Origin of the sequence: Candidatus Palauibacter sp. (assembly GCF_965237495.1) — a bacterium.
Taxonomy (GTDB): domain Bacteria; phylum Gemmatimonadota; class Gemmatimonadetes; order Palauibacterales; family Palauibacteraceae; genus Palauibacter.
In genome coordinates this window covers 4,222,781-4,242,787 of the sequence record NZ_OZ250143.1, presented here as the reverse complement: position 1 = coordinate 4,242,787, position 20,007 = coordinate 4,222,781, and the positions used below count along the sequence as shown (strand labels likewise).

At 68.9% G+C, this 20,007-nt stretch carries 17 protein-coding genes; 12 read left to right on the top strand and 5 right to left on the bottom strand.

Going from position 1 to position 20,007, the window contains the following annotated elements; genetic code table 11:
* Window positions 1-89: 89 nt before the first annotated feature.
* From ACPXY0_RS18700 to ACPXY0_RS18690, 3 genes are read right to left on the bottom strand one after another with little or no spacing between them, the layout of a single operon-like run.
* The gene (locus ACPXY0_RS18700; RefSeq protein WP_423927203.1) at window positions 90-1,169 is read right to left on the bottom strand and encodes a family 10 glycosylhydrolase; all 1,080 of its coding nucleotides are present in this window, start codon (window positions 1,167-1,169) and stop codon (window positions 90-92) included.
* Window positions 1,166-2,077 carry a carbohydrate-binding family 9-like protein gene (locus tag ACPXY0_RS18695; protein ID WP_423927201.1) on the bottom strand — a complete coding sequence of 304 codons (912 nt, stop codon included), beginning with the start codon at window positions 2,075-2,077 and terminating at the stop codon, window positions 1,166-1,168. The genes ACPXY0_RS18700 and ACPXY0_RS18695 overlap by 4 nt, the downstream gene beginning before the upstream one ends.
* Window positions 2,078-2,081: 4 nt before the next feature.
* The gene (locus tag ACPXY0_RS18690; protein ID WP_423927199.1) at window positions 2,082-2,567 is read right to left on the bottom strand and encodes a hypothetical protein; all 486 of its coding nucleotides are present in this window, start codon (window positions 2,565-2,567) and stop codon (window positions 2,082-2,084) included.
* 175 nt (window positions 2,568-2,742) lie between these two features.
* On the opposite strand from ACPXY0_RS18690, the gene ACPXY0_RS18685 reads away from it, so the two are divergent.
* Genes ACPXY0_RS18685 through ACPXY0_RS18670 form a run of 4 tightly spaced genes read left to right on the top strand, consistent with a single transcriptional unit; the run spans window position 2,743 to window position 9,192 of the window.
* The gene (locus tag ACPXY0_RS18685; RefSeq protein WP_423927197.1) at window positions 2,743-4,698 is read left to right on the top strand and encodes a PQQ-binding-like beta-propeller repeat protein; all 1,956 of its coding nucleotides are present in this window, start codon (window positions 2,743-2,745) and stop codon (window positions 4,696-4,698) included.
* Window positions 4,695-5,909, top strand: a complete 1,215-nt coding sequence (locus tag ACPXY0_RS18680) for an aminomethyltransferase family protein (RefSeq protein WP_423930740.1) — start codon at window positions 4,695-4,697, stop codon at window positions 5,907-5,909. The genes ACPXY0_RS18685 and ACPXY0_RS18680 overlap by 4 nt, the downstream gene beginning before the upstream one ends.
* A complete protein-coding gene (locus tag ACPXY0_RS18675) occupies window positions 5,906-7,504 on the top strand; it encodes a phytoene desaturase family protein (RefSeq protein WP_423927195.1) in 1,599 nt (532 codons plus the stop codon). The genes ACPXY0_RS18680 and ACPXY0_RS18675 overlap by 4 nt, the downstream gene beginning before the upstream one ends.
* Entirely contained in the window at window positions 7,501-9,192 is a 1,692-nt protein-coding gene (locus tag ACPXY0_RS18670) for a phytoene desaturase family protein (protein ID WP_423927193.1), read from the top strand. The genes ACPXY0_RS18675 and ACPXY0_RS18670 overlap by 4 nt, the downstream gene beginning before the upstream one ends.
* Window positions 9,193-9,327: 135 nt before the next feature.
* Here ACPXY0_RS18670 and ACPXY0_RS18665 read toward each other — a convergent pair whose 3' ends face one another.
* Window positions 9,328-10,308 carry a malate dehydrogenase gene (locus ACPXY0_RS18665; RefSeq protein ID WP_423927191.1) on the bottom strand — a complete coding sequence of 327 codons (981 nt, stop codon included), beginning with the start codon at window positions 10,306-10,308 and terminating at the stop codon, window positions 9,328-9,330.
* 479 nt (window positions 10,309-10,787) lie between these two features.
* Between ACPXY0_RS18665 and ACPXY0_RS18660 the strand changes: the two genes are divergently transcribed.
* The 7 genes from ACPXY0_RS18660 to ACPXY0_RS18630 all read left to right on the top strand — a co-directional run bounded on the left by ACPXY0_RS18660 (window position 10,788) and on the right by ACPXY0_RS18630 (window position 17,416).
* Window positions 10,788-11,015, top strand: coding sequence for a hypothetical protein (locus ACPXY0_RS18660; RefSeq protein ID WP_423927189.1), 228 nt, complete (start codon window positions 10,788-10,790; stop codon window positions 11,013-11,015).
* Window positions 11,016-11,021: 6 nt separating this feature from the next.
* The gene (locus ACPXY0_RS18655; RefSeq protein ID WP_423927187.1) at window positions 11,022-12,506 is read left to right on the top strand and encodes a sodium:solute symporter family transporter; all 1,485 of its coding nucleotides are present in this window, start codon (window positions 11,022-11,024) and stop codon (window positions 12,504-12,506) included.
* Between the two features lie 149 nt (window positions 12,507-12,655).
* Window positions 12,656-13,849 carry a Fic family protein gene (locus tag ACPXY0_RS18650; RefSeq protein WP_423927185.1) on the top strand — a complete coding sequence of 398 codons (1,194 nt, stop codon included), beginning with the start codon at window positions 12,656-12,658 and terminating at the stop codon, window positions 13,847-13,849.
* 88 nt (window positions 13,850-13,937) lie between these two features.
* The gene (locus ACPXY0_RS18645; protein ID WP_423927183.1) at window positions 13,938-14,846 is read left to right on the top strand and encodes an ABC transporter ATP-binding protein; all 909 of its coding nucleotides are present in this window, start codon (window positions 13,938-13,940) and stop codon (window positions 14,844-14,846) included.
* Window positions 14,843-15,595 (top strand): ABC transporter permease, encoded by a 753-nt coding sequence (locus ACPXY0_RS18640; RefSeq protein WP_423927181.1) that lies wholly within the window; start codon window positions 14,843-14,845, stop codon window positions 15,593-15,595. Before ACPXY0_RS18645 ends, ACPXY0_RS18640 begins: the two co-directional genes overlap by 4 nt.
* Window positions 15,596-15,620: 25 nt before the next feature.
* Entirely contained in the window at window positions 15,621-15,752 is a 132-nt protein-coding gene (locus tag ACPXY0_RS18635; protein ID WP_423927179.1) for an LPXTG cell wall anchor domain-containing protein, read from the top strand.
* Window positions 15,719-17,416, top strand: coding sequence for a CIA30 family protein (locus tag ACPXY0_RS18630; RefSeq protein ID WP_423927177.1), 1,698 nt, complete (start codon window positions 15,719-15,721; stop codon window positions 17,414-17,416). The genes ACPXY0_RS18635 and ACPXY0_RS18630 overlap by 34 nt, the downstream gene beginning before the upstream one ends.
* 730 nt (window positions 17,417-18,146) lie before the next feature.
* Here ACPXY0_RS18630 and ACPXY0_RS18625 read toward each other — a convergent pair.
* Complete coding sequence (locus ACPXY0_RS18625) at window positions 18,147-18,767, bottom strand: hypothetical protein (protein WP_423927175.1); 621 nt, start codon at window positions 18,765-18,767, stop codon at window positions 18,147-18,149.
* Between the two features lie 273 nt (window positions 18,768-19,040).
* On the opposite strand from ACPXY0_RS18625, the gene ACPXY0_RS18620 reads away from it, so the two are divergent.
* Window positions 19,041-19,976 (top strand): IS110 family transposase, encoded by a 936-nt coding sequence (locus tag ACPXY0_RS18620; RefSeq protein ID WP_423927173.1) that lies wholly within the window; start codon window positions 19,041-19,043, stop codon window positions 19,974-19,976.
* Window positions 19,977-20,007 lie beyond the last annotated feature (31 nt).

Here is a 20,007-nt window from a genome sequence, read left to right as displayed (position 1 = left end):
TCAGCGCGGACCTTCGATGTTGGTGGGCCTGTCCCCGGGGGACAAGGGTCCGTCGCCTCCCGGCGCCCGCCCGGCGGGCCCCGCCGGGGTCAGGACACCGCGTCGCGGAGGGCCGCGAGGTGCTCGTCGGTGAGGCCGTCCATCTCGAACGTGGAGACCCCTGACGCGCCCGCCTGCCGGGCCGTGGCGACCGCCTCCGCCAGCGCGGGAGGATCGAGGGAAGGCAGGTAGAGTCCGGCGTTCAGCGGCGTGGTACCGCCCCCCGCCCGAAGCGCGGCGACGCCCTCGCGCGCGCCGTCGCCGATCCAGGGGATGTCCTCCAGGTAGAACCCCTGGTAGAGCATCGGGAAGAAGCGGTCGAGCGGCCAGCGGTCCCAGTCCTGTCGCACGAGACGGCGCGCGATGGTGGGGGTCGGGAAGACCGCGGCCGTGATCGGCTTGCCGCGTTCGTGGGCCGCGGCGGCGAGTTCCCGGACGGCGCCGGTCACGCTGTCCCAGCGGAAGCGCCGCCAGGCCTCATCGGCCGTCGGATCGGCGATCTCCACCGGATCCCGTCCGTCCAGGACGGCGAACTGCTCCCGGCAGACCTCGCAGTAGCAGAAGTCGAACTCCGGATGCTCGACATCCTGCACGAGGTCGTACGTCTCCCACAGGCCCCGGGGCAGGATGACGTCGCAGTGGCGTACGTAGTCGAGGTGGACGCCGTCCACCGCGGGGTTGGCGGCCAGTTCCGCGATCCGTCCGCGCAGGTACTCGCGCACTGGCGCGCGCGAGGGACAGACCCACCTGTAGTACCCTACGTAGGGAGGGTGTTCGAGCGAACTCTCGAGATTTCGGCTCACGGTGAACCATTCCGGGTGGTCCTCCTGCACCCGGGCGTCCCCGTTGCGGTTGAGCGTCCAGAACCAGCGGTGGTACTCGAGCCCCTCGGCGCGGGCGGCCCCGGAGACGAGTTCGATGTCGCCGCCTCCCACGAGGACCGCATGGAAACCCGCCTCGCGCAGGCGGGCGAAGAGACGGCGCCACTCGGCCGCGTCGCGGTCGCGGTTCCCGTGCACCCACGACCAGAGCGTGAAGGGCGACTCCGCGGGGGGCGGGGTCGCGCAGGCGGGCAGCGCCCCGAGGACGACGGCGCTCCCGGCGCTCCGGACGAAGTCCCGCCGTCTCATCGAGATGTCCCTTCCCGGGCGAGCGTCGCTCCCGCGCGGGGCCTCGCGCTCGTGCCGGGGTCCGCCGAATCGACGAACCGCACGACGCCCCACATCTCCGGGATGTGCATGTCGATCTCCCCCTGCGGCGACCACACCCAGTTGGCTTCCGGATGGTCGTTCCAGTCCCGGGGTTCCCGTTCCTCGCGGTACTCCCCGTCCACGATCTCGAGGGGCCACTGCACCCGGGAGAAGTTGACGCGCCAGGTGTCTCCGGCCCGGGGAGGGCGGGTCGCGGCCTCCGGTGGTGCACCGGGCGGACGGAGCGCGGACCAGGGGATCGCGATCTCGACGGACCAGCCGGCGTCCTCATCGGAGGGATCGTTCAGAGTGCCGTCGAGGCGGACCGCGGTGAGAAGGCCCTCCATGTCCCATTCGACGTTCGCCCTCCCCTTGCGGCTGTAGGGCCTGTCGAGGAAGAGGTCGAACTCCGTCCCGAGCGCGTTGATCTCGAGTTCGTAGTAGGCGAGCGCGTCGCCGTCCGGATCGAGGAAGACCTCGAAATCGTGCTCGTGGTACACGATCGCGTCGCGGTCGGCGAGCGTGGCCCACAGGTGGGGCTCCTCGAGTTCGGCCCCCACGTACAGGTGGCGGTCGTCCCATGTGACCTTGGCGCGCGTGGTCAGAGCGGGATCGGGCCAGCCTTCGCCCCGGATATCGACGAAGGGTTCGGTCCAGGGCGCGTTCCGCCACGCCGCGTCGTCCAGCGCCCCGTCGATCGAAGGCGGCGAAGCGGCGCGCCGAACCTCATACGAACGGACAGGGGGCGAGGATCGGGCAGCGGCCGAAGTCGGCGGCAGAAGGACCGCGGCCATCATGACCCCGAGCACGGGGATCGCCGGGAGCAGATGACGGCGGGATCCCGGCACCTGGCTACCCCCCGGTTGCGGGGAAGACTCTGAAGATCCCGCTGTGGGCGGGGGTCTCGGCGACCCGTTCCCCCTGTTCGTCGAGGATCCACACATTGGCCCGGTAGTAACCCTGGAAGGCGAAGGTAGTGAGCGTCAGCGTCTCCTCGAACGACGATCCGGGGTCGAGCCTCACCATGTTCGCTCTCACGTCCGACGCCGTGACGTCGCTGCCGCAACGCAGCCGCGGGTTGTACTCCTCCTCGAACTCCCGCGAGAGACTCGTCACGCCCACGAGCTTGGTCGAGCAGGCGTCCTTGAAGATTGGACGCGATGAAACGTTCCGGGTCGTGAACGTGACCGGCTGCGTCCTCTGGTACTCAGCCCGGTCGACGCACACCTCGGCCCCGTGCCGCGTCGCGCACAGCTCGGCCGAGGGACCGGTCACCTCCTCGCCGCACGACAAGACCACGGTAGCGGCGATCATCGACCCGAGAAAACCTCGTGACATCTTGCGTCTCCGGGCGCTCTTCCAGTTTAGTTGTTGGCGGAGGGGAAGACCGTCGAGTTTGGGCGAAACGGTTGCCCGCCGCAACTTCGCGATGGAGTGTAGTCGGGGGCCGGGAGGGATGTCGCGGGGGATCCGTACAGCGGAATCCGTACACGAGTCTCGCGGAGTGAAACGCATGAACCGAAGGAAGAGACATGCCGGCTTGCTGACCGGTCTCGCGCTGCTGGGCGCAGGGCTGCCGGCGGCTCCGGGATCCGCCGCGGCCCAGGCCGGGACGGCGGACGGGGAATGGCGCTACTGGGCCGGGGACGCGGGGTCCACGCGATACGCCCCGCTCGATCAGATCGATGCCTCGAACGTGGGCGACCTCGACATCGCGTGGCGCTGGCAGGCGCGGAACTTCGGCGGCACGCCCGAGGCCTACTACCGGGTGACGCCGCTGTACGCGAACGGGACGCTCTACGCGACGGCGGGCTTCCGGCGCGCGGCGGTGGCGATCGATCCGGAGACGGGCGAGACGCTGTGGATGTACCGGCTCGACGAGGGGGAGCGCGGCCGCAACGCTCCCCGCGGCAACTCCGGCCGCGGCGTCGGCTACTGGACCGACGGGGTCGAGAAGCGCGTGCTGCTCATCACCCCCGCCTACCACATGGTCTCGCTGGACGCGGATACGGGTCTCCCCGACCCCGACTTCGGCGAGGACGGGATCGTCGACCTCAAGCTGGGTCTCGGGCGGGAGGTCGATCTCGTGAACGACCGCATCGGGTCGAGTTCGCCGCCCGTGGTGGTCGGGGATGTGATCGTTGTCGGGGCCGCGCTTCCGCAGGGAGGAAGGCCTCCGACCAAGGAGATGCCGCCGGGCCACGTGCGCGGGTTCGACGCGCGGACGGGCGAACAGTTGTGGATGTTCCACACCATCCCGCAGCCGGGCGACCCGGGGCACGAGACGTGGGAGGACGGGTCCTGGGACTACACGGGCAACGCCGCGGTCTGGACGCCGTTCACCGCGGACCTCGAACTGGGCTACGTCTACCTGCCGGTGGAGGCGGGGACCGGCGACTACTACGGAGGACATCGTCCGGGCGACAACCTCTATTCGCAGAGCCTCGTGTGCGTGGATGCGAGCACCGGCGAGGTCGTGTGGTATTACCAGACCGTGCATCACGGGATCTGGGACTTCGATCCACCGGCCGCGCCGGTCCTCATGGACATCACGGTGGACGGGCGAGACATCGCGGCCGTGGCGCAAGTGACGAAGCAGGCCTTCACCTACGTGTTCGACCGCGTGACGGGCGAGCCGGTGTGGCCGATCGAGGAGCGCCCGGTACCGGCGGGTGACGTGCCGGGCGAGTGGTACGCGCCGACCCAGCCCTTCCCGACGCTGCCGGTGCCGTTCGACATGCAGGGCGCGACGGAGGACGACCTCATCGATCTCACGCCGGAACTCAAGGCGGAGGCGCTGGAGATCGCGAAGAACCTCACGCTGGGCGAACTCTTTACGCCGCCCACGGTGCTCGTGGAGGGCGGCAATCAGGGCACCCTGATCACGCCGGGCAGTCTCGGCGGCGCGAACTGGCCGGGGGCCGCGTACGACCCGGAGACGCAGCGACTGTTCGTGGGGTCGGCCACACGGCCCTCGGTGATCGGCCTCGTGAACGACCCCGAACGCTCGAACATGCGGTACATCGCCGGCCAGCCGCGCGGCGTCGGCGGGCCGCGCGGGCTGCCGCTCATCAAGCCGCCGTGGGGCCGGATCACGGCGCTCGACATGAACACGGGCCGGAAGGTGTGGACGATCGCGAACGACCACACGCCGTCGTTTGTCGAAGAGCATCCGGCGCTCGAGGGGGTCGAGATCCCGAGGACGGGGCGGCCGAGCCGGGCCGGACTCCTCGCTACGCGCACGCTTCTGTTCGCGGGGACGGGCGGAGGCACGATCTCGGCGGACCTCACCGGGCTCCTGCGGGCGCACGACAAGGCGACGGGCGAGATCCTGGCCGAGATCGAACTTCCGTCTCACCAGACCGGCGTGCCGATGACGTACGTGCACGACGGGGTGCAGTACATCGTGACGGCGGTGGGGGGACGGGGCGTGCCCGGGGAACTGGTCGCGCTGCGGCTGCCGGACTGAGAACCTCCGCGGGAGGGGTCCTGCGCGGGACCCCCTTCCACGAACGGACCGGTCCCCTCTGTCAGACCGCGAATTGGCGACGTTGGGCCGGTCACCTCGCCGCGGGTTCGTACGAGCCCACGCACGAGCACGAATACCAGGCCATTCGCTCGGCGGCCGCGCTCATCGATGTCTCCCCGCTCTACAAGTACCGGCTCTCGGGCCCGGGGGCGGAAGCGCTCGCGAATCGCGTCGTGACGCGGGATGTCGCGCGTCAGGCGGTGGGGCAGGTGTACTACACTCCGTGGTGCGACGGGGCGGGCAAGGTTCGGGACGACGGGACGCTCCAGCGGCTCGGTGAGGCCGATTTCCGGCTCACCTCGGCGGAACCGACGCTCAAGTGGCTGCACGAGAACGCGCGGGGGCTCGATGTCGAACTCGAGGAGGAGACGGAGCGGCTGGGGGCGCTCGCGCTCCAGGGGCCGCTGTCGCGGGATGTGCTCCAGCGGATCACCGACGCGGACGTGGCGGGACTTCGCTATTTCCGCGTCATGACGGCGCGGATCGCCGGGATTCGCGCGGGGATCTCGCGCACCGGGTACACGGGCGACTTCGGGTACGAGATCTGGGTGGACGCCGAGGACGCGATCCCGCTCTGGGACGCGCTCACGGCGGCGGGGGAACCGTTCGGCCTCGCTCCGGCGGGCCTGCTGGCGCTCGACATGGCGCGCCTCGAGGCCGGTCTGCTGCTCGTCGACGTCGACTACGTACCCGCGCAGCGCGCGATCATCGAGGACCAGAAGTCGTCGCCGTACGAACTCGGGCTGGGCTGGGCCGTGGCGCTGGAGGCGTCGAACTTCGTGGGCCGGGCGGCCCTCCGCGCCGAACGGGCCCACCCCCCCGCATGGCGCTTCCGCGGGATCACGCTCGACTGGGAGTCGCTCGAGGACGCGTACGCGGAGGTGCGCCTGCCGCCCCAGCTGCCGGGGATGACGCTCCGGGACAGCGTTCCGCTCTACGCCGGCGGGCGCCAGGTCGGGTACGCCACGAGCCGGGGCTGGTCGCCGACCCTCAAGACCTATCTGGGGCTCGCGCACCTGCGCGCGGACTTCGCCGACATCGGAACCCAACTTCAGATCGAGGTGACGGTCGAGCACCAGCGACGCAGAGCGCGGGCCACGGTGGCGCGGACCCCGTTCTTCGACCCCGACCGGAAGCGGGCGACCCCGTGACGGCCGCCAACAGGTATGACGCGATCGTCGTCGGGGGCGGACACAACGGGCTCATCAACGCGGCCTATCTTGCCCGGGCCGGGCTGCGCGTCGTGGTGCTCGAGCGCCGGCACCTGGTCGGCGGAGCCGCGGTGACGGAGGAGATCTACCCCGGGTTCAAGTACTCGGTCGCTTCCTACGTCGTAAGCCTGCTCCGGCCCGAGATCATCCGCGACCTCCAGCTGGCGCGGCACGGACTCGAGATCCTTCCGCTCGAGAGCACGGTCACGCCGCTCCCCGACGGGGACTACCTGGGGCGCTGGGCGGATCACGACCAGACGCGACGCGAACTGTACCGGCATTCTCCGCGAGACGCCGAGGCGTACGACGACTTCGCGACGCTGATGTACCAACTCGCCTGGGCGGTGAAGCCCCTTCTGCGGATGGTCCCCCCCAACCCGCTATCGCCCGGACCGCGCGACCTGCGGACGCTGCTCGCCCTGGGCCGGCATTTGCGCGGCCTCGGCGAGCAGCAGTTCCACGCCCTCGTCAAGCTGGGGACGATGAGCGCGGCCGACTACCTCGACGAGTGGTTCGAGTCGGACCCGCTCAAGGCGACGATGTCGGCGAGCGGGATCATCGGTACCTTCCTCGGGCCGCGGTCGCCGGGAACGGCGTACGTCCTCCTCCATCACTACATGGGGGAAATCGATGGCGTGTTCCGGGCGTGGGGGTTCGCGAGGGGCGGGAACGGGATGGTGAGCGAGTCGATCGCGTCGTCGGCGAGATCCCACGGAGCCGAGATCCGGACCCGCGCGACGGTGGACCGCGTGCTCACGACGAACGGGCGGGCTACGGGGGTCGTCCTCGAGGACGGCGAGGAGTTGCGGGCGAAGACCGTCGTGTCGGGCGTCGACCCGAAGCGGACCTTCCTCGGACTGCTCGATCCGGACGATCTGCCGGGCGACCTCGTGGAGGCGATCCGGCGGTTCCGGATCCGCGGCTCTTCCGGCAAGGTCAACCTCTCTCTGGCGGAGCGGCCGGAGTTTGCCTGTCTGCCGGGCGACGGGCCACACCTTCGGGGCGCCTTCTCGATCAGCCCGAGCGTCGACTACCTCGAGCGCGCCTTCGACGACGCCAAGTACGGCGGGTTCTCGCAACGGCCCTACATGGACATCGTGATCCCGTCGATGATCGATCCGGGCATGGCGCCGCCGGGGCGGCACGTGATGTCGATCTTCGTCCAGTACGCCGCGTTCAATATCGCAGGCGGCTGGGACGACGCGAAGCGGGAGGCGTTCGGGGACGCCGTCGTGGACACGCTGTCGGAATACGTGCCGAGCCTGCGGGAGTCCATCCTCCACCGGCAGGTGCTCACGCCGCTGGACATGCAGGAGCAACTGGGCCTCACCGAAGGGAACATCTTCCACGGCGAGCTGACGCCGCAGCAGCTCTTCTTCTTCCGTCCTTCTCCCGCGTGGGCCGACTATCGGACGCCCGTACGCGGCTTCTACCAGTGCGGCTCGGGCACCCATCCGGGCGGCGGGGTGTGCGGCGCGTCGGGACGGCTCGCCGCAATCGAGATCCTGCGGGACCTGCGGCGGAGGCGTCGGTGAGCGGCTACGACGCCGCCGTCATCGGAGCCGGGCACAACGGGCTCGTGGCCGCCGCGTACCTGGCGCGGGCCGGTCTGCGCGTGGTCGTCGTCGAGCGACACGAGGCCGCGGGAGGCTGCGCCGCCACGGAGGAAGTGTGGCCCGGGTACCGCGTCGACACCGGGGCGCACAGCCTGACCGCGTTCGACCTGGGCGTGGCGGCGGACCTGGGCCTCGCGGGCGCCGGGCTGGAGGTCATGTCCCCGGACCCGTGCGTCGTGTCGCCACAGCCGGAGGGCCGGGCGCTCCTCCTGGAGCTGGATCCGGTCCGCACGGCCGAACGGATTCGGCGCTTCTCGGGGCGCGACGCGGGGCGCTGGCCGGACTTCCTTGAGGCCATGTCGCGGGCGAGCCGGGTGCTGGCCCTGCTGTACCGGTCCCTGCCGCCGCGGCTGGCGGGGACGGAGCGCGGGGACCTGTGGGAACTTCTCCGCCTCGCGGCCCGGCTGGGCCGCGTGGGTCGGCCCGATGCCCTGGAACTCATGCGCCTCATCCCGATGACGGTCGAGGAACTGCTCTACGAGTGGTTCGAGAGCGAGGCGCTGAAGGGAGCGCTCGCCGTGGACGGGGTACGGGGGATCTGCCAGGGGCCTTTGGCCTCGGGCACCGGGTACATGTTCCTGCACCACGGAGTGGGCGCGGGCGGCGGCGTTCGGCGTCGGCGGCAGGTGCGCGGCGGGATGGGCGCGCTGGGAGACGCCCTGCAGCGGGCCGCGGCGGCGGCGGGCGCGGGGATTCGCCTCGGCCACGAGGTGGCCTCGATCCGCGTGGAGGACGGGCGCGCGACGGGCATCGTGCTCGCCGGGGGCGAGGAGATCGCGGCCTCGTGCGTCGTGTCGAGCGCCGACCCGGGCCGGACCCTGCTCGGGCTCGTCGACCCCGGCGAACTGGCGCCCGAGTTCGCCCGCGCGCTCGAGAACATCAAGTACCGGGGCGTCATCGCGAAGGTGCACCTCGCCATGGGCGAGCCACCGCGCCTGCGCACCGGGGACGACGCGGCCCAGGCCGCCATGCTTGCCGGCGCGGCGATCACGATCGCCCCGAGTATCGAGTACATCGAGCGGGCGTACGACGATGCGAAGTACGGGCGACCCTCGGAGCATCCCGTCCTCGACGCCGTCCTCACGACCGCACTCGATCCGTCGCTGGCGCCGGAAGGCCGTCACCTCCTGTCCGTCGCGGCCCAGTACGCGCCCTTCCGGCTGGCCGAGGGCTCGTGGGATGACGCGCGGCGCGAGGCGCTGGGAGACGCGGTGGTCGCGACGCTGGCTGCGTACGCACCCAATCTGGAGGACGCGATCCTCCAGCGGCACGTGCTCACGCCCGCCGACCTCGCCGACCGGTTCGCGCTGCCGGAGGGGAACATTTACCAAGGCGAGATGACGCTGGACCAGCTCTTCTTCGGGCGCCCGGTCGCCGGCTGTGCCAGATACCGGACGCCAATCGACGGACTCTACCTGTGCGGGGCCGGGACCCACCCCGGAGGCGGACTCAACGGCCGCCCGGGCGTCGCGGCCGCCGCGCGCATTCTCCGGGACAGGAAGACTACTCCAGGTCGACGCCGCGGCCGAACGTCCTCTCGACGGCGCTTCGGCCCCGGCCCCCCTGGGCACCCTGGCACAGGAAGATCCGGCATTCGCCGGAAGTGACGCCTCCGAAGTCCGGTGGATCACCCCATTCCCAGCCCTTCTTCCATCCCAGGCGCTCGAACCACGCGAAGCTCTTCTGGAGATCCGAGACGTTCAGGATCGGTGTCAGCCCCCTGGCTACCCATTCCATGGCCGTTACCCGAGGAGCCCCGCGACCGCTTCGCGCTCCTCCCGCAACTCGCCGTCGGTGACGCTCATGCGCTTGCGGCTGAAGCCGCTGACCTCGAGACCCTCGACGACGGAGTAGTCGCCGTCCACACAGGTCACCGGGTGCGAGTAGACCACGCCGTCCGCCACGCCGTAGCGGCCGTCCGCGTGCACGGCCATGCTCGTCCAGTCGCCCTCGGGCGTGCCTTGCACCCAGGTCCTCATGTGACCGATCGCCGCGGAAGCCGCCGAGGCCGCCGAGGAAGCGCCGCGCGCCTGGATGATCTCGGCGCCCCGCTTCTGCACCTTCGGGATGAACGTGTCGCGGTACCAGCCGGCGTCCACGAGGTCCTCCGCCGGAGCGCCATCCACCGTGCAGTGGCTGATGTCGGGATACTGCGTGGCCGAGTGGTTGCCCCAGATCGTCATGCGGCGGATCCCGGTCGAATGCGCCCCCGTCTTCTCGGCCAGTTGGCTGATCGCCCGGTTATGGTCGAGCCTGGTCATGGCCGTGAACTGGCGGCGGTCAAGTCTCGGAGCGTTGGCCGCGGCGATGAGGCAGTTCGTGTTCGCCGGATTCCCGACCACGAGGACGCGCACGTCGCGCGAGGCGTGGTCGCTGAGCGCCCGCCCCTGCGGGCCGAAGATCCTCCCGTTGTCGGCCAGCAGATCGCCCCGCTCCATCCCCGGGCCCCGCGGCTTGGCGCCCACGAGCAGGGCATGGTCGGCACCATCGAACCCCTCGTTCGCATCCGCCGTGCCCACGATCCCGTGCAGGAGCGGGAACGCGCAGTCGGCAAGCTCCATCTCGACCCCCCGCAGCGCGTCGAGCGCGGGCGGGATCTCCAGGAGTTGAAGGATGACGGGCCGGTCCGGCCCGAGCATGTCGCCTGCCGCGATCCTGAAGGCGAGCGCGTATCCGATATTGCCTGCGGCCCCCGTGATGGCGACCCGCGCTGGTGCAGTCATGTCGTCTCCGCACGTTGCAGTGAGCGTTCTTCCCCACCGCTTCCCGATCCGGGAGCGCCAAACTCACAGCACCGACCCTTCAAGTCCAGCGCGGATCGGTCTCGCGCCGCAGCTCACGGCGTGGCAACTTCGGCGCTTCCCGAACCAAGGGGGATCCGGATCCGCGACGCAGCTCACATGAACCGCCTGATGGCGCTGCTCCTCGCGCTTTGCTCCGTCCTGCTCGGCCTGCTCCTGATCGCGGTCGTGACCGGGGCCGGCCGGAACGAACCGCTCCCCCACCCCGAGTTCGGCCCCATGCAGGTGGGGATCGACGCGGGCGAACTGGGCACCCCCGTTTGGGCGGCATACGTCGCCGGCATCGTCATGCTCGGCACCATGTGGGTCACGATGCTGATCGGGTTCCGGGCGGGACACTGGATCCACCGGGCGGTGTCCGCGTGGACGGTGGGCTACATCCTCGTCTTCGTCATCCTCATGTGGAGCTTCGGCGCCTACATCGCGGGGACACTACGATCGTCCTGGGGTTCACCGCGCCGACATCCCTGCTGGTGTACGGGCTCTCGCTCGCGCCGTGGATCCCGCTGCTCGCGATCACCTGGGCGTTCGAGAAGGCCTACTTCGGCCCCGAGGAGCAGGCCCGTTTCGACGAGATCGTCGCGGAGGCGAAGGACCCACGTCACCCGCCCCGCGACGGCGAGGACTAGCGGCCGGTGGAGGCGAATCGCGCCCTGATCACCCTGCTCGCGGTGATCGCATACCTGGCGATCTGCGTCGCGGTCGGACTCTGGTCGTTTCGACGCACAAAGTCGACGAGCGATTTCTTCGTAGCGGGACGCCGGCTGGGGACGTTCGTCACCGCCTTCGCGATCTTCTCGAGCACCATGAGCGGGTTCGGGTTCGTGGGCGGCCCCGGGCTCATGTACTCGATGGGGACGAGTTCAATCTGGATTCTCGGTACGATCGTCATCTCCAACATCATCGTGCTCAACCTGGTGGCGAAGCGTATTCGAATGGTGGCGGAGCTTCGCGAATGCGTATCGCTCCCGGACGTGGCCGCGGCCCGTTATGGCGCACAGTCGGTGCGCGCCTCCGTGGCCGTCGTGATCCTGCTCGGCGTGCTCGGCTACCTCGCGACGCAGATCCTGGCCATGTCGATCGTGCTGCAGGGCGTGTTGGCGGACGCCGGCGTACTGGAAAACCCGAGCCTGGCCCTCTGCGTCGCGATTTCCTGCTCCGTCCTCATCTTCTACTCGGTCACCGGGGGCATCGTGGCCTCGGTCTATACCGACGTGGTCCAGGGCGCGATCATGATCGTCGCCTCCGTCCTCGTCTTCATCACGGTGCTGGGGACGTTCGACGGCGGGTTGGCCGAGATCAGCCGGATCGTGGCGGCGGACGACCGCGCGGCGGGCGGGCCCTGGGGAACGATCGGCATCATGGGCGCCCTCGCCTGGTTCTTCGTGTTCGGCATCGGCGTGGCCGGGCAGCCGCACATCATCACCAAGTTCATGATGCTCCGGCGCGTGAAGGAAATGCGCTTCGTAATCCCCCTCGGCGCCCTCGCCTACAGCGTGGCGGCGCTGCTCTGGATCGGGATCGGGTTCGCGATGCGCGCGCTGGTGATTACCGGGGGGCACCCGGCGCTCGCGACACCGGATGCCGCCTCGCCGGAGTTCCTGCAGACCTTCACGCACCCGCTTCTCGCCGGCGTCGTCTTCGCCGCGCTGCTCGCCGCGATCATGTCCACCGCGGACGCGTTCCTGAACATCGGCGCCGCCGCCGTCATGCACGACCTCCCCATCGCGATCCGGGGGCGCTCGCTCGGAAACGAACTCGCCTGGGCTCGCATCATCACTGCCCTCCTCGCGCTCGCGGCCGCTGTCGTCGCGCTCTACTCGGGCGACCTCGTGGCCCTGCTCGGCGCCTTCGGCTGGGGGACGTTCGCGGCGGGCCTCGTCCCGGTCATCGCGATCGGACTGAACTGGAAGCGGGCCAACGCCCTCGCGGCGAACGTCGCCATCGCGAGCAGTCTGTTCGTCAATTTCGGACTCCGGTTGGGCGGGATCCGTCTCCCGTACGGGGTCGACCACGGCGCCGGGGCGCTTCTGGTTTCACTCGTCCTCTTCCTCTCCATCTCCTTCCTCACGAAGGCCGAGCCTATCCCTCGGGACATCGAACGGGTCATGGACCTCTGAATCCGGAGTCCTGACCCTCCCCGCGAGACACGGTAAGACGCGCTGATGCGATCGTTTGCAAACGATGGGAAGCGAGACGCATATTCGGGACATATCGATGGACAAATCTCGGTACATAATCTCAGTGGCGTCGGCACGTGGACATGATGATGGATGAACGCGCGTACGAGCGGAGTCACCCGTGGATCCGTTTCCGCCCGGGCCTCGCGAGGGCCACGCCGCAGCTGTGGTCCTTGCTCGGTCAGGCGGCGGCTCGCTGCGAGCAGGTCGCCCGGGCCGTCCTGCCTCCTGCCGCTGCGACCGAGATGCACAAGCTCTACCTGATCAAGGGTGCCCGAGCCACCACGGCGATCGAGGGTAACACGCTGAGCGAAGAGCAGGTTCGGGACAGACTCGAGGGTCAACTCGAACTTCCGATATCACAGGAGTACCTGGGTCAGGAAGTCGACAACATCCTGCGAGCCTGCGAAGACATCTTCGGGCGGGTCATGGCCGACGAACCTCTACGCCTTACCCCGGACTGGATTCGCGAGGCCAACCGCCTCGTCCTCGCGGGATTGGAGGAGCACCTGGAGGAAGGAGTCGTCCCGGGGGAGGTGCCCACGTTCTCCGTCGGGGTTGCAAGATACTCGGGAGCTCCGCGGGAGGACTGCCGGTTTCTGCTCGAACGGTTGTGTGAATGGTTGGAGGAAGACGCAGTTTGGCCGGACCTCGAGGAACATCTGGGCAGTGCGGTCGCCGTCGCGCTCCTGCGTGCGATCCTCGCACACCTGTACATTGCCTGGATCCATCCCTTCGGCGATGGGAACGGCCGTACGGCGAGGCTCGCGGAGTTCCTCATCCTGGCGCGCGCCGGCGTGCCCTCCCCCGCCACACATCTCCTCAGCAACCACTACAATCTCACGCGCGCGAACTACTACCGGCAGTTGGACCGTTCGAGTCGCGCCAACGGCGGCCGTGGGGACGCACTCGGGTTCATCGTCTATTCGCTTCGGGGGTTTCTGGACGGCCTCGAAGAACAGTGCCGTTACGTGGAAAGGGTGCAGTCATGGCTGGCATGGGAACATTACGTCTATTGGAGGTTCCGGCTCCATCCTCGTTCACCTGCCATGAATCGGCGCCGGGAGGTGGTCCTCGTTATGGGACGGCACGCGGAGCCGGCGAGGAAGCGCGACATTCCCGATCTCGCTCCCGGCCTGGCGCGTCTTTATTCCACGAAGACCACCAAGACGCTCACGCGAGATCTGAACTGGCTCCTGGCCAACAACCTGCTCGAAAAGGACGGAGACGAATACCGCGCTCCCGTCCACATGATGCAGCAGTTGCTTCCCGTCCGAGCGTAGCAGCGAACTTCGAAACCTCGGGGTGCCTGCCACGTAGACCCTGCCGGGCCGGGGAATCAAGCTTCAAGGGGTTCACGGGGGATTTCTAATGTCCGAAGCCGGCGTCGCGCGCCTCTTCGGCGTGACCCATCGATACGGAACGGTTCTCGCTCTGGACGGAGTGGACCTCGAGGTGCGCCGGGGCGAGGTGCTGGCGGTGCTGGGACCGAACGGGGCGGGAAAGACCACCGCAATCAGCCTTCTGCTCGGGAGCCTGCCGGTGCAGGCTGGGCGGGCGACGGTGTTCGGGCGGAGCCCCGGCGCGCGGGAGGTTCGGTCGCGGCGAGGCGCCATGCTCCAGATCTCCGGCGTGCCGAATACGCTCAGCGTGGGCGAACACCTCGACCTCTTCCGCGCCTACTACCCCACCCCTCTCCCCGCATCGCGCCTGCTCGCCATGGCCGGGCTCGAAGAAGTGGAGAGACGGAGGTTCGGCAAGCTGTCCGGCGGGCAGAAGCAGCTCCTCATGTTCGCCCTGGCACTGTGCGGCGACCCCGAACTGGTGTTCCTGGATGAACCGACCGCGGGCCTGGACGTCGAAGCGCGCCGGGGACTGTGGGAGGAAATCCGCCGGCTCGGCGAGGCCGGACGAACGGCCGTACTCACGACGCACTACCTCGAGGAAGCGGACGCCCTCGCGGACCGGATCGTCGTCCTTCACCGCGGTCGCGTGATCGCGGAGGGGACCCCGGCGTCGATCAGGGCGCGCACGGCGGCCCGCCTGGTGCGTGGCGTCACGCGCGTCGGCCCCGAGCGGGCGGCCCTGCTGCCGGGCGTCGTGCGGGTCGAGATGAGGGGACGGCATCTGGAGGTCCTGACCTCGCGCCCCGAGGCACTGGTCCGGGAACTCCTCGACCTCGACCCCGACCTGGGCGACCTGACCGTGACCGGCGCCGGCCTCGAGGAGGCGTTCCTCGCCCTGACCCGGGAACCCCGGCCGGCGGGGGCCGACGGATGAGGCGTTGGCGGATCTGGCTGCTGGAGGCTCGTTACCAGTTCCTGGGCGTGCTCCGGGAGCCGATGTTTGCGATCCCGACGCTGCTCTTCCCCCTCATGTTCTACCTGTTCTTCGGCGTCGTCATGAGCGGAGGCGGTGCCTCCGCCGCCACGCCCACCTACCTGCTGGCGACCTACGGCGTGTTCGGGGTCATGGGACCCGCCATGTTCGGCTTCGGCGCCGGTCTCGCCCTCGAGCGCGAGTCCGGCGTCCTCCTCCTCAAGCGCACGACGCCCATGCCCGTGTCGGCCTACTTCTTCGCCAAGGTGGCGACGGCGATCGCGTTCGGGGCGGTCGTCGTCATCGGGATCTTCCTCGTAGGCGCACACGGGGCCGGCGTGGCGTTGTACCGATGGCAATGGTTCGCGCTGGCCGGGGTCCTGCTCGCGGGCGTGATTCCATACTGCGCCCTGGGTCTCGCGATCGGGGCGTGGTCGACCGGGCGAGCGGACGTGGCGATCACGAACCTCGTCTTCCTGCCCATGGCCATGCTGTCGGGCCTCTGGATACCGATCACCATGTTTCCGGGGGCGATGCGGACCTTTGCCAACCTGCTGCCCGCTTACCACCATGCGCAGTTGGCGCTCAAGGTCGTCGCGCTGGACGGGGGCGGGCCCGCGTGGATGCACCTCCTCGTCCTGGGGCTGGAGGCGCTCGCGTGTCTCGCGCTGGCCGCGTTCGGATTCCGACGCGCCGGAGGCCCGACTTGATCCCGATTCGTCCCGGAGGATCCGCATGAGCGCCGAACGCCGATCCAGCTACGGAAGCCTGTGGTTTCTCCTGGCGGGCATCGTCGTGTTCATCGGCGCGCTCGCGACGCTCCTGGGCAGGAGGTGCCGCAGAGTCGCTTCGCGATCGTGGATGTGACGCTGTTCGATGGCGAAGCGTTCAGACGGAATCAGGATGTCTGGATCGAGGACGGTCGCGTGCGGCGGCTCGGGCCGAGGCTCCGGCTGCCGGAAGACCTCCCGCGCGTGGACGGGCGAGGCCACACGGTGCTGCCCGGGCTCATCGACGGGCATGTCCACACGTTCGGCGGGACGCTGGGCGACGCGCTCCGCTTCGGCGTGACCTCCGTCCTCGACCAGTTCACCGACCCCGCCCTCCTCCCCGGAGCGAAGTCCGCCCGGGACCACATCGCGCGCACGGGCGAGGCCGATCTCTTCTCGGCGGGGATGCTGGCGACGGCGCCCGGCGGTCACGGCACGCAGTTCGGGCTCCCCGTCGAACCGGTCACCGAGCCGGAGCGCGCCGCGGCGTGGGTGCGGGCGCGGAAAGAGGAAGGTTCCGACTGGATCAAGATCGTCTCGGAGGACGGCGGTGCGTACCGGGGGGAGATCCCGTCTCTCGACCGCGAGACGAGCGCGGCGCTGATCGCCGCCGCCCATGCGGAGGGACTGCTGGCCGTCGTGCACGTCAGTGCGCTCGAGCCGGCGCTCGACGCGGTCTCTCTGGGGGCCGATGGTCTCGTCCACGTCTGGATCGACGCCGTCATCTCCGAGGAAGACGCCGGCCGGTTCGCGGAGGCGGGGCTCTTCGTCGTCCCCACCCTGTCCGTCATCACCGGCATGTTCGGCGATTCCACCGGCCTGAGGGTCCTCGACGAGGCGGACGATTCGCTGGTTTCGCCCATGCAGCGGGGGACGCTGAGCGATCGGTCGCTGGTGCGCGCGGGAGCCGGCGCCGACGTCGCCCTGGAGAACGTGCGCCGCCTGCACGCGGCCGGCGTGCGGATCATCGCCGGAACCGATACGCCAAATCCCGGGACGGGGACCGGGATCTCGATGCACGGGGAGCTTCGCCTCCTGGCCGGCGCCGGACTGGAAAACGCCGAGGTGCTCGCCTCGGCGACATCCGGGGCCGCGGAAGCGTTCGACATCTCCGAGCGCGGCCGCATCGCCGCGGGCTACGTGGCCGACCTCCTGCTCGTGCGCGGCGATGTCGAGGCCGACGTGTCCCGGACTGCGGACATCGTCACCGTCTGGAAGGACGGCTATCCGATTCGCCGCGAGGTTGTCGCGACGGCGTCGTCGCCGGAGATCGCCCCGGCTCCCGAGGGGGCGATCGTGGTCGACTTCGAAGACGGCATCGGCTCCGGCTTTGGTTCCGGCTGGCAAGTGACGACGGATGCGATGAACGGGGGCGCTTCCACAGCGGAGTTGGTGGTGGCGGATGGCGCGCTCGTGGTGCGCGGCGAGACGAGGGCGGGATTCGCGTTCCCCTGGGCGGGCGCCATCTGGTTTCCCGGCCCGCAACCGATGCAGGCGGTCGATTTCTCCGGCCGTAGCGTCCTGCGCTTCCGCACCCGCGGAGACGGACGGAGCTACACCGTGATGCTGTTCGGCGCGGGGGCCGCGGCCACCGTGCCGCCCATGGTCCCCTTCGTCGCCGGGCCGGAGTGGACCGTGGTCGAGATCCCGCTCGAGCGCTTCGCCACGGCCGACCCTTCGATCATCGCCGGCCTCGCCTTCGGGGCCCAGGCGCCGCTCGGATCGTTCGCCTTCGAACTGGACGACGTCGAGATCCGCTAGCCTCGTCGCCGCGACCCACATGGTGGCGCGACGGAGGGAACGCTGGCAGCATGGAGGATAAGCTCGGCCTCAACGAGGTCAACATCCAAGCCAAGTGTACGCCAACGGCCGCAGCGTAGCGCAGTTGGATTACAATCGCCCGTCCCTCGGAATCATGACTGGACACGAACGAACCAAGTCGAACAAGATATCGGAGCGGTCGCAGGAAGCGCTCGAAATGCACCACCTGCACCGGCTCGCCAAGATCGCGATCAGTGACCTCGATGACTTCTTCCGCCGACGTTCGGAGACAGGCTACCTCTACCGGGATCGACGGATGCTCATCTGCCTCTGCCAAGGTGCCGCCAGGCACTTTGTCCATCAGAACTGCGGAGTAAAGGACTTCGACGTCTGGGCTTTCTTTCGGGAAAACCCATTTCGGCCATTCCCTTACCGCCGACGGGGCAAGCAGGATTTCGGGCTCTCTCGGTTCGGACGTCACCCCGACGATGAGGGCTATCAAGGGCGTCGGGTCGATGTGATGGGCAGGTCAATTTTCTGCGGCGGTGGACAACGGTCACGCGATTGCGTCCGCGAATGGCTTTGCCATGGCAAGACCAAGAGTTCCCGCGAGATAGCGAAATCCCCCGTTGTGATCATTCACCCAGAAGCAGATACCGGGAGGATCATTGGGAACCCCGGACGGGGGTAAGGCCAAGAGCTTCACGGTCCGGCGACACCTCGACATCGTTCAGAATTGCGTTTGAGAACGATCTTGATGTTCACCTTGGAATTCGCAGGCGTAGACTTGCATCCTTGCCGCCGCCAGTTCGGCGGCCGCGTACCCAGTTAGTGACTCAGGGGCAACCGGGCAGTTCATGCGGCGCTCGCGAAGGCATGTCTTGAGCCAGCCCAATTCCTCGCACACGTAAGCTCCCACTCTCACGGTTTGATCCAAGGGCCAGTCCGCACCGCCGAACGAACACGTGAACCCAGGTATGAGCGCTTGGGTCTGATTTGGCTTGTCGGCCGACCCGAAGATCGGCGAACCGTTGCGATACGCGCACTCCGCGTCCCGCCACATCTCGGGGTCCGCATGAAGGGTTGCGACAAGGTGATCTTCTGGAATCCTGAGTTTCGTGTGCGCCTCGACCTCCAACCCTGAGCCGGTCGAATCTTCTTCCTCCGTGACGAACAGCACCAATTGCTGCGCCGCGAGGAAGGACGGGAACACGACCGCGACCAATACGACGGTAAGAAACGCGGATGCCGTGCCAGACGCCAAGGTGTACTGGAATCCCAAAGGCGGCACTTGGCGTGGCCGGTCCAAGCCTCGACCAGACGCAGCCCCATAGGCCGTCAACTCAGGCATGCTGAACTTCCTCCTCGCAACTGATCCACAGATTGTAGTCGCTCACCGCAGAAGATCGAACGTAACCGGGGGGTGGTTCCGAGGCACACGCCGGGGATAGAGGTCGTCCGGCTTACTGGTGTCCGGAAGCCCGACAAAAAACGTGACCCGGGTGCTTCGAGGGACCCCGCAGTGTTGACGCGGCCCGCGAGGGCCGCCATCACGGACAGAGAATTCGCTATGTAACAAAGCGCCCGCCCCCGTCCACGGATCCCATGGCAAGGAGGACGGGCGATGGACGTGTTGATCGAACGGTGCGCGGGCCTCGACGTGCACAAGAAGACGGTGGTGGCTTGCGTCCGCACGCCCGGAGACGGGAAGTGCCGCCGGAGCAGGGTTCGCACCTTCGGGACCACGATGACGGGTCTGGAGGCGCTTGGGGAGTGGCTGGGCGCGCACGGGGTGACGCACGCGGCGATGGAATCGACCGGCGTGTACTGGTGCCCGGTGTACGCGGTGCTGGAGGAGCGGTTCGCGCTGCTGCTGGTCAACGCGCGCCACGTCAAGAACGTGCCCGGCCGCAAGACGGATGTGAAGGACTCGGAGTGGCTGGCGCGGCTTCTGGAGTGCGGGCTGCTCAAGGGGAGCTTCGTCCCGCCCCGGGAGATCCGGAATCTTCGGGATCTGACGCGGCTGCGGAAGGCGCTCGTCCGGGACCGGAGCCGGCAGGTGGCGCGGGTCGGCAAGATCCTAGAGCTGGCCAACGTGAAGCTCGGCTCGGGGGTGGCCGACATCATGGGCGTGACGGGCCGGGCCATCCTGGAGGCGATGGTCCGGGGCGAGGAGGATCCGCATGTGCTGGCCGGGCTCGCCCGCGGTTCGCTGGTCCGCAAGCGCGCGGAACTGGCCGAAGCGGTGCCAGGGCTGATCCGGGACCACCACAGGTTCCTGCTTCGGAACCATCTCGACACCATCGACCACCTGTCGGGGCGCATCGAGGCGCTCGACGAGCGGATCGAGGCGGTCACGCGCCCTTTCGCGCCCGCGCTGGAGCTCCTTGAGAGCGTGCCGGGCGTGAAACGGAGGGCGGCCGAGGCGATCCTGGCCGAGACCGGCGACGACATGTCGAAGTTCCCCACGGCCCGGCACTTCGCCTCGTGGGCGCGGGTCTGCCCCGGCAACCACGAGAGCGCGGGGAAGCGAAGACCGGCGTCGACCGGGAAGCCGTAGTTTCGTGAAAATCAGTTGTTGAAATGCGGCT